This is a genomic window from Synechococcus sp. UW86 (assembly GCF_900474085.1).
Taxonomy (GTDB): domain Bacteria; phylum Cyanobacteriota; class Cyanobacteriia; order PCC-6307; family Cyanobiaceae; genus Parasynechococcus.
In genome coordinates this window covers 1-13061 of sequence record NZ_UCNU01000015.1, presented here as the reverse complement: position 1 = coordinate 13061, position 13061 = coordinate 1, and the positions used below count along the sequence as shown (strand labels likewise).

12 protein-coding genes and 1 pseudogene are annotated in these 13061 nt (G+C 64.6%); 5 read left to right on the top strand and 8 right to left on the bottom strand.

The genetic code is table 11. The features are described 5' to 3' along the window. Positions 1-11: 11 nt before the first annotated feature. The 3 genes from recO to hpf are packed head-to-tail and all read right to left on the bottom strand — an operon-like array spanning position 12 to position 2068. Positions 12-785 carry a DNA repair protein RecO gene (gene recO / locus DXY04_RS07315; RefSeq protein WP_115161576.1) on the bottom strand — a complete coding sequence of 258 codons (774 nt, stop codon included), beginning with the start codon at positions 783-785 and terminating at the stop codon, positions 12-14. Next, positions 786-1466, bottom strand: coding sequence for a deoxyribose-phosphate aldolase (gene deoC, locus DXY04_RS07310; RefSeq protein ID WP_115161575.1), 681 nt, complete (start codon positions 1464-1466; stop codon positions 786-788). 14 nt (positions 1467-1480) lie between these two features. Continuing rightward, positions 1481-2068 carry a ribosome hibernation-promoting factor, HPF/YfiA family gene (hpf, locus tag DXY04_RS07305; RefSeq protein ID WP_115010003.1) on the bottom strand — a complete coding sequence of 196 codons (588 nt, stop codon included), beginning with the start codon at positions 2066-2068 and terminating at the stop codon, positions 1481-1483. Positions 2069-2079: 11 nt separating this feature from the next. On the opposite strand from hpf, the gene lipB reads away from it, so the two are divergent. The 5 genes from lipB (at position 2080) to queA (ending at position 7757) form a co-directional block, all read left to right on the top strand. Continuing rightward, the gene (lipB, locus tag DXY04_RS07300; protein WP_115161574.1) at positions 2080-2778 is read left to right on the top strand and encodes a lipoyl(octanoyl) transferase LipB; all 699 of its coding nucleotides are present in this window, start codon (positions 2080-2082) and stop codon (positions 2776-2778) included. A 28-nt stretch (positions 2779-2806) separates the two neighbouring features. Next, complete coding sequence (locus DXY04_RS07295; RefSeq protein WP_115161573.1) at positions 2807-4720, top strand: AMP-binding protein; 1914 nt, start codon at positions 2807-2809, stop codon at positions 4718-4720. Between the two features lie 92 nt (positions 4721-4812). Next, the gene (locus DXY04_RS07290; protein WP_114989554.1) at positions 4813-5256 is read left to right on the top strand and encodes a YlqD family protein; all 444 of its coding nucleotides are present in this window, start codon (positions 4813-4815) and stop codon (positions 5254-5256) included. Between the two features lie 56 nt (positions 5257-5312). Next, entirely contained in the window at positions 5313-6644 is a 1332-nt protein-coding gene (locus DXY04_RS07285) for a dihydrolipoamide acetyltransferase family protein (RefSeq protein WP_115161572.1), read from the top strand. Positions 6645-6656: 12 nt separating this feature from the next. Next, positions 6657-7757: a tRNA preQ1(34) S-adenosylmethionine ribosyltransferase-isomerase QueA gene (gene queA, locus DXY04_RS07280; protein ID WP_114989386.1), complete on the top strand. Its 1101-nt coding sequence runs from the start codon at positions 6657-6659 to the stop codon at positions 7755-7757. A 75-nt stretch (positions 7758-7832) separates the two neighbouring features. On the opposite strand, the gene cysK is transcribed toward queA, so the two are convergent. From cysK to DXY04_RS12645, 5 genes and pseudogenes are all read right to left on the bottom strand, one after another. After that, on the bottom strand, positions 7833-8819 hold the full coding sequence (gene cysK, locus DXY04_RS07275) for a cysteine synthase A (RefSeq protein ID WP_114989385.1): 987 nt from the start codon (positions 8817-8819) through the stop codon (positions 7833-7835). A 54-nt stretch (positions 8820-8873) separates the two neighbouring features. Then, positions 8874-10370, bottom strand: a complete 1497-nt coding sequence (locus DXY04_RS07270) for a PLP-dependent transferase (RefSeq protein ID WP_115161571.1) — start codon at positions 10368-10370, stop codon at positions 8874-8876. Next, the gene (locus DXY04_RS07265; RefSeq protein WP_115161570.1) at positions 10367-11509 is read right to left on the bottom strand and encodes a PLP-dependent aspartate aminotransferase family protein; all 1143 of its coding nucleotides are present in this window, start codon (positions 11507-11509) and stop codon (positions 10367-10369) included. The genes DXY04_RS07270 and DXY04_RS07265 overlap by 4 nt, the downstream gene beginning before the upstream one ends. Positions 11510-11618: 109 nt before the next feature. Continuing rightward, positions 11619-13007 (bottom strand): photosystem II reaction center protein CP43, encoded by a 1389-nt coding sequence (psbC, locus tag DXY04_RS07260; protein ID WP_011364942.1) that lies wholly within the window; start codon positions 13005-13007, stop codon positions 11619-11621. Next, positions 12991-13061, bottom strand: a pseudogene (locus DXY04_RS12645) (photosystem II protein D2); the annotation flags it as partial. The gene psbC and the pseudogene DXY04_RS12645, both read right to left, overlap by 17 nt.

Genomic DNA, 13061 nt, shown 5'->3' with positions numbered 1-13061 from the left:
GCCATGATGGCTCACGCGCCTGCCAGGAGCGTCTCTCGCAGCATGGCCAGGGCTTTGCTGGGTCGGTTCAGATGCGTCCGGCTCCAGATCTCAACCACCCGCAGCAGCCGGCGCCACACGGCTGGGGGGCCCATCAGCTCACCGTCCCGGCGACGGGGCAGTTCGGCCCGGGTCAGTCGCTGGAGCAGGGCCAGTTCGGAGGGATTCAGCTGAATCGCCGCCCCGGGCTGCTCATCGATCGCAAAGCCGTCCTGCGGCAGAAGGCTGCAGCGCCAGTCCCACTGGCCAAGCGGTGGCTCGAGGGGATCGCCCGTGATGCAGCAGGTTTGCAACGGCAGTCCATAACCCCCCAGGGTGAGCAGATGGATGCAGGCCTGGACCGTGCCGGCCAGCACCAGCTCCGGGTCAGCTCGGTGCTCCTCCAGGCGTTCCAGGTGCAGCTGTATCGTGCCCAGCAGCCCGTCCACAGGGTCCTGGGCCGCCAGTTGAAGGCACAGATCACAAAGCGCCTGCGCCGCAGCCAGGGTTTCCAGCTGTTGCCCGAGGCCCGAAAAACTGCGCAGCACCCGCAGTTGTCGCACCCGGGCCAGGCCGCTGCGTCCTCCCACCTGCAGTTCCAGCAGGGTGAGGGGGGCCGCGGCGGCCAGACTGCTCTTGGGGCGGCGCGCTCCGGGAACGGCGAAGCGACTGACGCCCTCCGCATCACTGAGCAGGCTCAGCAGGCGGTCGTGCTCGCCGAGGGGTCCCACCTTGAGGGCGAGTCCGGTGAGGCGTCGTTCTGCCATTCAGGCCGCGGGGCGGCGCTGGGCCTGCAGAAGAGCCGGCGCGCTGCTGGTGCCCAGCAGATCGGCCCCCGCCAACAGCAGGTCTCCTGCATGGCTGAGGCTGTGGATGCCACCGGCTGCCTTGATGGCGCAGCGTTTGCGGATCAGCTGTTTCAACGCAAGGATCTGATCGGCATGGCAAGCCGGGCCAAAGCCGTTGCTGGTCTGCAGTCCCGAAGCTCCAGCATCAATGGCGGCCTCCACGGCCAGTTCCAGCTGTTCATTCTCCAGACGGGCCATGTCCAGGACGGCCCGCACGGGAAGCCCCAGCTCGCAGAGGGCGGCGAGTTCCTCGGCAAACGCGCCTGAATCGCCGTTCGCCAAAGCGCTGAAATCGGGCACGACATCGAGTTCCTGGGCGCCATGGGCGGCACACCACTCCGCTTCCGCCAGCTTGAGCTCAGCGGGAATGGTTCCGAAGGGAAAGCCGATTGCCGCCACCAGGCGAGGACCTGCGTCGGTGGTCCCTATGCGTTCCCGCAGCAGCGGCAGCTGACGCGGTGTGGTGCAGATGGCCCGCACGCCCTCCTGCATCCCGGAATCACAGAGGGCTTGGAGCTGGTCCCGGGTCAGCAGGGGGTCGAGGATCGCCTGATCAAGCCGGGGGGGGAGGTCGGGGAGCTCTTGGGCTGGATCAGCCATGGCGGGCCGGGAGGTCACTCACGAGCCTGAATCACCCCATACCCACCGTGGTTGCGGCGGTAGATCACCTGCAGCTGATCGCTCTCCTTCTCCCGGAACAGATAGAAGTCGTGGTCGATCAGATCCAGTTGGCGGCGTGCCTCCTCAAGGCCCATGGGCGGCATGGCGAAATATTTGCGTCGCACTCCCGGATCCGGCAGTTCCGCCTCACGCCCTTGCAGAAGGGAGGCTTCAACGGTGGATGCATCGTTGACCACATCCGTGCTGGGGGTGTGGCTGGCGCTGTGGCCGTGGCTGTGGTGGTGATCGCTGTGGCGTTCCTTCCAGCGACGCAGTTGGCGGGCCAGTTTCCCAGCGGCCAGATCGATGCTGGCGTACAGGTTTTCACTGCGTTCCTGGGCGCGGATCACCGTGCCGTTGGCAAAGACCGTCACCTCGGCGGTCTGCTGCGGCACCCGGGGATTGCGGGCCACGGAGAGATGGACGTCGGCCTCGCGAACAGCATCACCGAAGTGCGATGTGGCCCGCTCCAACTTGGTTTGGGTGTAATCCCGCAACGCCGGCGTGATCTCGAGGTTGCGACCATGGATCAGCAACTTCATGCCTCACTCCTGTGCCGGTTGTTATCGGCAAGCTAGATACGGCGCACGATTCGGCCCACCCCCAGCGTGCATTTCTTTTCGAGCCCGGTGATCCGGTTCGATTCGATGCCGCCTGGTCGGCGCAACAGCGCTGGCAGAGCACTCTTCTTGCTGATCCATCGGCTCCGGAGGCGGTCTGGATCCTGCAGCACCAGACCTGTTACACCCTCGGTCGTGGTGCCAGCGAGGAGCACCTGCATTTCGATCCCGCTGACCCACCGGCACCCCTGTATCGGATCGATCGGGGCGGGGAGGTGACCCATCACCTGCCCGGCCAACTGGTGGCCTACCCGGTGTTGGACCTTCAGCGCCGCACGCCCGATTTGCACTGGTATCTGCGTCAGTTGGAACAAGTCGTTCTGGATGTTCTGGCGGAGTTGGGCCTGGAGGGTCAGCGTCTGCCGGGGTTGACCGGCCTCTGGTTGGACAACCGCAAGGTCGCCGCCATCGGTGTGGGCTGTCGCCGCTGGATCACCCAGCACGGCCTGGCCCTCAACGTTGATTGCTCGATGCAGGGGTTTGAGCGAGTCACCCCCTGTGGGCTCACCGGTCGTGCGGTTGGGCGGCTTGCGGACTGGTTGCCAGGGCTGACGTCGGCTGAGGTGCAGCCGTTGCTGCGGCAAGCCCTGGCCCATCGTTTCGGTCTGGTCTGGGAGGAGGAAGCGAGATAGACCTGAGCTGTTTGAACCCCTGCCTCGGATGACGGCCAGCTGGAGCCCGACAACCCGTGAAACGGACGCTTTGCAGCGTCATGCCCATGTTCAGAAGTTGCAGAGGGTCGATGCGGTGTGGCCCTGGCTCGCCAACCGCCACGGGCTGATTGCCGCCGTCGATGCGCCCCATGCGGCGCATCCCGAACGCTTCAATTTCGGCGAACTGGCGGAGCGCATCGCCACCGCTGCTGCCGCCTTTCGGCGCCATGGCGTGAAGGATGGGGATGTGGTGGCTCTGTTTGCTGAGAACAGCCCCCGCTGGCTGGTGGCGGATCAGGGCCTGATGCGTGCCGGTGCAGCTGATGCCGTGCGCGGTGCCTCGGCCCCGGTGGAGGAGCTGCGCTACATCCTTTCGGATTGCCGGGCGACGGCCCTGGTGGTGCAGAACGCTGATGTGTGGCGTCGTCTGGCCCTTCCCCCAGAGCAAAGGGCTCAGCTGCGTTTTGTGCTTCAGCTGGAAGGGGAGCCTCCCGAGGGCGCCATGGGTTGGGAGGCGTTTCTGGCGTCAGGGGCCGGCCTTGATCCCGTTGGCCCGGCGGGGGGGCGAGACGCCGTTGCCACTGTTCTGTACACCTCGGGCACGACCGGCCAACCCAAAGGGGTCCCTTTGACCCACGCCAACCTGCTGCATCAGATGAGCTCACTGGCCTGTGTGGCCTATCCCGAGCCCGGTGCTCCGGTGCTGAGTGTGTTGCCCATCTGGCATGCCTACGAGCGCAGTGCCAGCTACTTCTTCCTCTCCTGCGGCTGCACGCAGACCTACACAACCATCAAGCAACTGAAGAAGGATCTGCCGCGGGTCCGGCCGATCGCGATGGCCACCGTGCCGAGGCTCTGGGAGGCGGTTCAGGCTGGATTTGAGGATGTGCTCAAGACCTTCCCCCCCTCCCGGCAGCGCCTGCTGCGGGCGGCATTGGCCAACAGCGCTGCCCAGCGCAAAGCCGTGCGAACGGCACGCAACCTCCTGCTGGAACCGGTGTCAGCCTCCGGCAGGCTGCGTGCCTGCGGCTCCGCTGCCCTGCGCTGGCCCCTGCATGCCCTGGCCTCGACCTTGATCTGGCCGAAGCTGCGTCGCCAGCTCAGTGGCGGTCAGCTCGCCTATCCGATCAGTGGTGGCGGTGCCATCGCGCCCCACATCGATGCCTTTTTTGAAGCCTTGGGGATTGAGCTGCTGGTGGGATATGGCCTCACCGAAACCAGCCCTGTGGTGAGTTGCCGCAGGCCCTGGCGCAACATCCGCGGCAGCTCCGGGCTGCCGATGCCCCAGACCGAATTCCGGATCGTCGATCCCGACAACGGTCAGCCCCTGGGCTTCCGGCAACGGGGGCGGGTGATGGTGCGGGGCCCCCAGGTGATGGCGGGCTACCTCGGCAAACCCGAGGCCAGCGCCAAGGTTCTCGATGCCGCGGGATGGTTTGACACCGGCGATCTCGGCATGCTTTTGCCGGATGGTTCGGTGGCCCTCACCGGCCGGGCCAAGGACACGATTGTGTTGAGCAGTGGCGAGAACATCGAGCCCGGCCCCCTGGAAGAGGCCCTGGTGGCCAGCCCCCTGATCGAGCAGGTGATGATGGTGGGTCAGGACGAACGCCAGCTCGGTGGCCTGATCGTTCCCCGTGCTGAGGCGATCGTGGCCTGGGCGGCAGAAGCCGGCGTGAGCGTGGCGCAGGATCTGGGCGGCCAACCCGGTGATCCGGCCCTGCTGCGCTTGTTGATGCGCGAATGCAACCGCTTGCTCAAGCAGCGGTCGGGCTCCCGCAGTGATGAACGGCTGGCGGGGGTGGTGCTTGTGGACCCCTTCAGCATTGAAAACGGACTCCTGACCCAGACCCTCAAGCAGCGCCGTGATCGCATCACCAGCCGCGATCAGCAGTTGATCGATGCCCTCTACGGACGTTGAACGCGGCTGATGAGGCTTGGGGGGTGGTCGGTTGTCCGGTGATTGACCCCGCGTGAAAGGGCTGACACGCTTTGGCCGTCTCCCAAGAACCCATGTCCGACGGCACTTCCCTGACGATCAAGCGTCCGATCACCGTCCGCGCCGTCGTGACGCCCACCTGGAAAGAAGAAGCAGAGCGCGAGCTCAGCAATGGCATTGCCACCGCTGACCAACAGCTGGCACAGCTGGAACAGGAAGGTCAGGACGTGGTGGACCAGGTGCGTCGTCAGAGCGCCAACCCCCTGGATCCCCGTGTGCAGGATCAGGTGGCGCAGATCCAACAGCAGGTGGCGGCCAAGCGCGCCGAGCTGGAGGAGCAGAAGCGCAACCTGCTTCAGCAGCAGGCCCAGGTGCGTGAGCTGGAGATGGACCAGATCGTTGAGCAGGGTCAGCTGGAGAGCAGCTGTGAGCTGAAGGTCGGCGACAACCTGGTGCAGAAGATGCAGGTGGCCATCGTTGTGAAGGATGGCGTTGTGCAGTCGATTGAGGAAGCCTGATCGGCTTGCCTCTGCTGACTCGTAAACTCCCCTGATCTGCCCTCCCGGAGACGGTTTTGGCGACCACGGACATCTTCATGCCTGCCCTCAGCTCCACCATGACGGAGGGGAAGATCGTGGAGTGGCTGAAACAGCCCGGAGACAAGGTGGCTCGGGGCGAGTCGGTTCTTGTCGTTGAGTCCGACAAAGCGGACATGGACGTTGAGTCGTTCCAGGACGGCTACCTCGCAGCGGTCCTGATGCCTGCTGGCAGCACGGCACCGGTGGGCGAAACCATCGGTTTGATTGTCGAAACCGAGGCTGAGATCGCCGACGCGCAGGCCAAGGCCCCCAGCGCTCCTGCTGCGGCGCCCGCCCCTGCACCGGCTCCGGCGCCCACGCCAGCTGCGGTTCAGACCCCAGCTCCGACTCCTGCCCCGGCCCCGGCACCTGTTGCTGCCCCTGCACCGTCGGCACCGGTGGTGAACGACGGTCGCATCGTGGCCAGCCCCCGGGCCAAGAAGCTGGCCTCCCAGATGGGTGTGGACCTGGCCACCGTGCGCGGCAGCGGCCCCCACGGCCGGATTCAGGCCGAAGACGTGGAGCAAGCCTCCGGTCAGCCCATCTCCGTGCCCAGGGTGGCGGAAGGAACGGCCCCCGCTGCTTCCTCGGCTGGCGCAGCAGCAGCAGCATCAGCGGCCCCGTTGGCTCCGGCGGGCAATAGCTTTGGTCGGCCCGGCGAGACCGTGGCCTTCAACACCCTCCAGGGTGCGGTGAACAAAAACATGGAGGCGAGCCTTGCGGTTCCCTGCTTCCGCGTTGGTTACACCATCACCACCGACAAGCTGGATGCCTTCTACAAACAGGTAAAGCCCAAGGGCGTCACGATGACGGCTCTGCTGGCCAAGGCTGTGGCCGTCACCCTGGCGCGTCACCCCCAGGTGAATGCCGCCACCACCGCTGCCGGCATGGCCTATCCAGCCGACGTGAACGTGGCTGTCGCTGTGGCGATGGAAGACGGTGGCTTGATCACGCCGGTGCTGCGCAATGCCGATCGCACCGATCTCTACGAGATGTCTCGTCAGTGGGGTGATCTGGTCAAGCGCTCCCGCAGCAAGCAGCTGCAGCCGGAGGAGTATTCCACGGGCACCTTCACCCTCTCCAACCTCGGCATGTTCGGTGTTGATCGCTTCGACGCGATCCTTCCCCCAGGCACCGGGGCCATTCTCGCCGTCGCTGCATCACGCCCCACGGTGGTGGCGAACAAGGACGGCTCCATCGCCGTCAAGCGTCAGATGCAGGTGAACCTGACGGCGGATCATCGCGTGATTTACGGCGCCGACGGTGCCGCATTCCTGAAGGATCTTGCCGATCTGATCGAGAACCGTCCAGAAAGCCTGGCGCTCTGATCGGTCGCCCGCGTGCCTGACCCCAGGGACCTGCAACTCAGCAGCTACGACTACCCGCTGCCACCTGAGCGCATCGCTCAGGCACCGGTTGAGCCCCGCCACAGCGCTCGCTTGTTGATGGTTCCCCCCCAGGGGGAGCCATCAATGGATGCTGCTCACGGCCAGGTGTGGGATCTGCTCGAGCAGCTGCAGCCTGGTGATCTGCTGGTGGTGAACGACACCCGGGTGTTGAAGGCCCGCCTGGCGGTGCGTCGTTCCGGGGGTGGGCTGTCCGAGTTGCTGGTGCTGGAGCCGCGGGGGGAGGGCCGCTGGCTTTGCCTGGCCCGTCCTGCCAAGCGCATGCGGCCCGGCGACAGCCTCACGATTGATGGCACTTCGATCAGCCTGACGGTGCTTGCAGAAGACCCCGCCAGTGGTGGACGGGTGGTGCAGTTCCCCAGTGATTGCAGGGATGCCGAAACCATTGAGGGTTTGCTCAATGACGTGGGCGAGGTGCCTCTACCGCCCTACATCGAACGGCACGACCCCAGCGACAGCCAGCGCTATCAGACCCGTTACGCCGACCGCCCCGGTGCGGTGGCCGCCCCGACGGCGGGGTTGCATTTCAGTGATGAACTGCTGGCGGGCTTGCAGAAGAAAGGGGTGGATCTGGCCCGGATCACCCTGCATGTGGGCCTCGGCACCTTTCGCCCCGTTGAAACGGAAGACCTCACCGCCTTGGAGTTGCACAGTGAATGGGTGGATGTCAGCCCTGCTGTGGTGGAGTCGGTGCAGGCTTGTCGAGGCCGGGTGATTGCGGTGGGAACCACGAGTGTTCGTGCCCTGGAGGGGGCCGCTCAAGCCCATGGCGGTGTTCTCAAGCCCTACACCGGGCCGGTGGATCTGGTGATTCAGCCGGGCTATCAGTTCAAGGTGATTCAAGCCCTGCTCACCAACTTCCATCTGCCCAAAAGCTCTCTGCTGCTGTTGGTGAGTGCCCTGATCGGCCGGGAAACCCTGTTGAAGCTCTACGCCGAAGCGATTGAAAGGAGCTATCGCTTCTTCTCCTATGGCGATGCCATGTGGATTGATGCAGCGGCGGTGCAGCCCCAGGCCCGCCCACCAGCACGCTGAGACCTGAACGGTTCACGGTGAGGCCATAAAAAAAGCCCCGTCAACGACGGGGCCAAGGCTTCTGGTGGAGCCAGCTCAGACAGCCACCGGTTGCTCGATGATGCCGGTCGGCACTTCAGCAAACATCACCGAGGAGAGGTAACGCTCGGCCAGGTCGGGCAGCACCACCACGATGGTTTTGCCGGCGTACTCATCTTTCTCGGCCAGACGAATGGCGGCTGCAGCGGCGGCACCGCAGGAGATGCCCACCAGCAGGCCTTCCTCCTGGGCCAGGCGCAGGGCCATGGCAACGGACTCCTCGTTGGTCACCTGCTCCACCTTGTCAACCACGGAGAGGTCGAGGTTCTGGGGGATGAAGCCGGCACCGATGCCCTGGATTTTGTGGGGACCGGGTTTGACGGCCTCACCGTTCATGGTCTGGGTGATCACCGGGCTGTTGGTCGGTTCAACGGCCACAGATTCGATCGCCTTGCCCGCTTCATTCTTGATGTAACGGGAGACGCCGGTGATGGTTCCACCGGTGCCGACGCCGGCCACGAGCACGTCAATGGCGCCATCGCAGTCGTTCCAGATTTCAGGACCGGTGGTCTTGAAGTGGATTTCGGGGTTGGCGGGATTGTCGAACTGGCCGGGCATGAAGTACTTGGCCGGATCGCTATCAGCGATTTCCTTGGCCTTGGCGATCGCGCCGGGCATTCCTTTGGCGGCCTCGGTGAGGATCAGTTCAGCCCCGAGCACGGCCATGACCCGACGCCGCTCGATCGACATCGACTCGGGCATCGTCAGGATCAGCTTGTACCCGCGGGCTGCGGCGGTGAAGGCCAGAGCGATGCCGGTGTTGCCGGAGGTGGGCTCAACAATCACCTTGCCCTTGGTGAGCTTTCCGCTCTTTTCTGCGTCCCAGATCATGTTGGCGCCGATCCGGCATTTGACGCTGTAGGCGGGGTTGCGCCCCTCAACCTTGGCCAGCACAGTGGCCTTGCAGTTTTTGGTGACGTTGTTCAGCTTGACCAGCGGGGTGTTGCCGATGGCCTGGCTGTTGTCGTCGTAAATGCGGGACATGGAGCTGCTGTAGAGGGGCCCGAAGAAAACAAACTAATGATCGAAAGCCTCTCCTCACCCGGTTGTTAAGGGCTTTTTCAGAGTCTCACCGGACTCTTCGTCAGCAAACGCTTGCTCAAATCGCATCCACAGTGCCTCGGGGTCTTCCAGACCGACGGACACCCGGAGCAGATCAGCCGGCACACCGCATTGCTCCGCCCAGCTCAGTTCGTCGTAGTGGGCCAGCTGGGTGTAGGGGCACACCAGACTGAAATCGGTGCCAAGGCTGGGGCCTTTGCTGATCCGAAGCGCGTCGTAAACCCGTTTGGAGTGCTCTTGGCCTCCCTTCAGTTCAAAAGAGAGCAGGCAGCCGTGGCCAGCTCCGCTGCGCATCAAGGCGCGGAAGTTGGGGCAGCTCTTTGGATGCAGCACCCGCTTCACGGCTGGATGGGCTTCGAGCCGTTCCGCCAGAAGCAGGGCGTTCGCATCGAGTTGCGGCACCCGCTGGAGCACATCCCGGCTGGCGATCTCCAGGGCGATGGCATCGGCATCGCTGAGGGGGGCGATGGCTGGAACCGCCGCCAGCAGGTAGGCCGCCCAGGGCGACTGTGGGCTCACCAGCACACTGCCCGCCATCACATCACCGCGGCCGGCGAAGCTCTTGGTGAGCGAGGTGAAGATCAGATCGGCGTAGGGCAGGGCGTTGAGGTTGATGCCGGTGCCGATCGTGTCATCGGCAATAACTGGAATGCCGCGGCTGCGGGCCAGGGCCGACACGCCCGGCAGATCCATGCAGCGCAGCAGCGGATTGCTGGGCAGCTCCACAATCACGGCCGCCGGCTGGAGCTGATCCAGGGCCGCTTCCACCTCGGCGAGGCTCTGCGGTTGCAACAGCTCGCCACCGTGAAACACCACCTGAGGCTGCTTCAGCACATCCACATAGGGGAAGCCCAGCTGCAGCGTGGGCTTCCCCGGCCGCAGCGTCTGGATGGCGCTGAGGGCCGCATACAGGCCGGCCATTCCCGCTGGATGCAGGCTGATCTGCTGGGCGTCGACGCCATGGATGCCAGCCAGACGCTTTCGAATCAGCTCGCGGGCCGCGTCGCCGGATGTGCTGCTGGGGGCCGTCTCCTTCCCCAGTGCGATGGCGGCCTGGCGGGAGGAGAGGCCCAGGCCGGTGTGCTGCCAGAACGCTTTGGCATGGGCGCTCGCCGCTGCATCACTGCGCAGGCAGGTCAGCCCAGCAATGGCAATCAGCTCCGAGCGGCTCTCCGGTGCCTTGCGTTGGCAGTGGGCCAGGGCTGCCTGGGCTGCCGCTTCGGTGGGGTAGGGCCAGACCGTGGTGCCTGCAAGTTCCGAAGGCTGAACCAGTTGTCGGATCAGCGGATGCAGGCCGAAGCGGGGATAGATCGTCTGCAGGGCATCGCGGCAGGCCGGATCCTTCTCTTCGTAGGCGACCACATCGCGCCAGCGCGGCAGCGCCACAGACACCGCATGGGGGGAGTCGGGCAAGGGATGACCGAGATCAGGGCCCTGCCAGGCCGGATCGCTGAGCAGATTGCGGGGACTCACGCCAGCAGCTCCAGGGCCTGGTCCAGATCGGCCTGCAGATCGGCGAGGTCTTCGCAGCCCACCGAGAAGCGCACCAGGCCGTCGTCGATGCCCAGCTTGGCCTTCACCTCGGCGGATACCGCCGCGTGGGTCATGGTGGCGGGGTGGCAGATCAGGCTTTCGATGCCGCCCAGGCTTTCAGCCATGGTGAACCAGCGCAGTTGTTTGCAGAGGGCATAGGTCTGCTCCTGGCTGGCGTTGAAGCTCACCGTCACGATGGCGCCACCGGCACGCATCTGACGGGTTGCCACCTGATGCTGGGGGTGATCACTGCGGTGTGGGTAACGCACCCAGTTCACCTTGGCGTGCCCCGCCAGCTGATCGGCCAGGGCCGCGGCATTGGCCATCTGCTGCTTGAGCCGCAGCGGCAGGGTCTTGATGCCCCGCGTGATCAGCCAGCAATCAAAGGGGGAGGGCTGCAGGCCCAGGGCCTTCTGGGAGAACACCATTTTTTGGTGCCACTCAGGATCGTTGGTGCACACGGCTCCCCCGAGGGCATCGGAGTGGCCGTTGATGTACTTTGTCGTGCTGGTAAGTGAGAGGGTGGCGCCCAGCTCCAGAGGGCGCTGCACCAGGGCGGTGGCGAAGGTGTTGTCCACCACCACGGGGATGCCGAGGGGTTGGGTGATGGCGCAGACCGCCTCCAGGTCGATCACCTTGAGCAGAGGGTTGGTCGGGCTCTCCAGCCACACCATCGCCGGCTTCTGGGCTTTGATCTGCTCGAGTGCGGCTGGCTGGGTGAAGTCCACCCAAGCGGTTTTCAGGCCGAACTTGGCGAACACCTGCTCGAACAGCCGCACGGTGCAGCCGTAGAGGTTCTCTTCGCAGAGCACCAGATCGCCCTGCTTCAGCTGGGAGACCACGGCGGTGATGGCGCTGACGCCGGAGGCGAACACGGTGGCGTGGGCGCAACCTTCAACCGAAGCGAGCACCCCATCAAGGATGCGGAAGTTGGGGTTGCCGGAACGGGTGTAATCAAATCCGCCAGCGTTGCCATGGGCAAAGGTGCTGGTGGGGAAGATCGGCGGCATCACCGTGCCGGTGTCTCCCGCAAAGCTGTCGCCGTGGTGGATCACCCGGGTGTTCAGGCCTGTGTTCACGGACGATCCATCGATTCGGACAGGCTAAGAAATCGCCTCTCCCATCCCAACAAAAAACCCCCGCCGTGTGGCGAGGGTTGATGACGATCGTTTGGGTTGAACCGTTGGATCAGTCGAGGTCGGGCATGCCGAGCACAGGCTCAGCCTTGCGGTCGATGCCTTTCTCGAATCCAGCAGCAGCAGCGCGAGCGCGGCCGGCGTGCCAGAGGTGACCAACCAGGAAGAAGAAGGCGAGCACGAACTGCGTTGCACCCAGCCACTGGCGGAGGTTCACGTAGTTCACCGAGTTGGGCTCGGTGATGATGCCGCCCACGGAGTTGATCGAGGCGTTGGGAGCGTGGGTCATGTACTCAGCCGCACGGCGCACTTGCCAGGGCTGAATGTCGTTCTGCAGCTTGTCGAGGCTGAGACCGTTGGGGCCACGCAGGGGCTCCAGCCAGGGACCACGGAAGTCCCAGAAGCGCATGGTTTCACCGCCGAAGATGATTTCACCGGTGGGTGAGCGCATCAGGTACTTACCAAGGCCGGTGGGGCCCATGGCGGAACCGATGTTGGCGCCAAGGCGCTGGTCACGCACCAGGAAGGTGAAGCTCTGAGCCTGGGATGCCTCAGCGTTGGTGGGGCCCCAGAACTCGGAGGGATAAGCGGTGTTGTTGAACCAGATGTAGGCCGAAGCGATGAAGCTCATGAAGCTCAGAGCGCCAAGGCTGTAGCTCAGGTAGGCCTCACCGTTCCAGATGAAGGCACGACGCACCCAGCCGAAAGGCTTGGTGATGGCGTGCCAGATGCCACCGAAGATCAGGGTCAGACCCAGCCAGATGTGGCCACCGATGATGTCCTCCATGGAGTTCACACCGATGATCCAGCCCTCGCCACCGAAGGGAGCGCGGAACAGGTAACCGAAGATCACGCCCGGATCGAGGGTCGGGTTGGTGATCATGCGGACGTCACCGCCGCCGGGGGCCCAGGTGTCGTAGACGCCGCCGAAGAACATGGCCTTGAAGACCAGCAGCAGGCAGCCGACGCCCAGAAGGATGAGGTGATAACCAATGATGTTGGTCATCTGGTTCTTGTCACGCCAGTCCTGGGAGAAGAAGGAGGAATAGTTCTCCAGGATCTCCGGACCACGCAGGGCGTGATAAAGGCCGCCGAGGCCGAGCACGGCGGAGCTGATCAGGTGCAGGACACCGACCACGAAGAAGGGGAAGAGATCAGTGACCTCACCGCCGGGGCCCACGCCGTAGCCAAGGGTGGCAACGTGGGGCATGCAGATGAAGCCCTGCTCGTACATGGGCTTGTCGAAGGTGAAGTGGCTCACCTCGAACAGCATCATTGCGCCGGCCCAGAAGACCATCAGACCAGCGTGGGCCACGTGGGCACCAAGCAGACGGCCGGACAGGTTGATCAGGCGGGCGTTGCCGGACCACCAGGCATACCCGGTGGAGGGAAGGTCTTTGCCGCCAGTGGCGCCAAGACCGGGATTAGAGAGCGTTACCACGGGGCAGAACCTCTTCAGGGAAGACGAAGTTTTCGTGCGGCTGGTCAGCCGGTG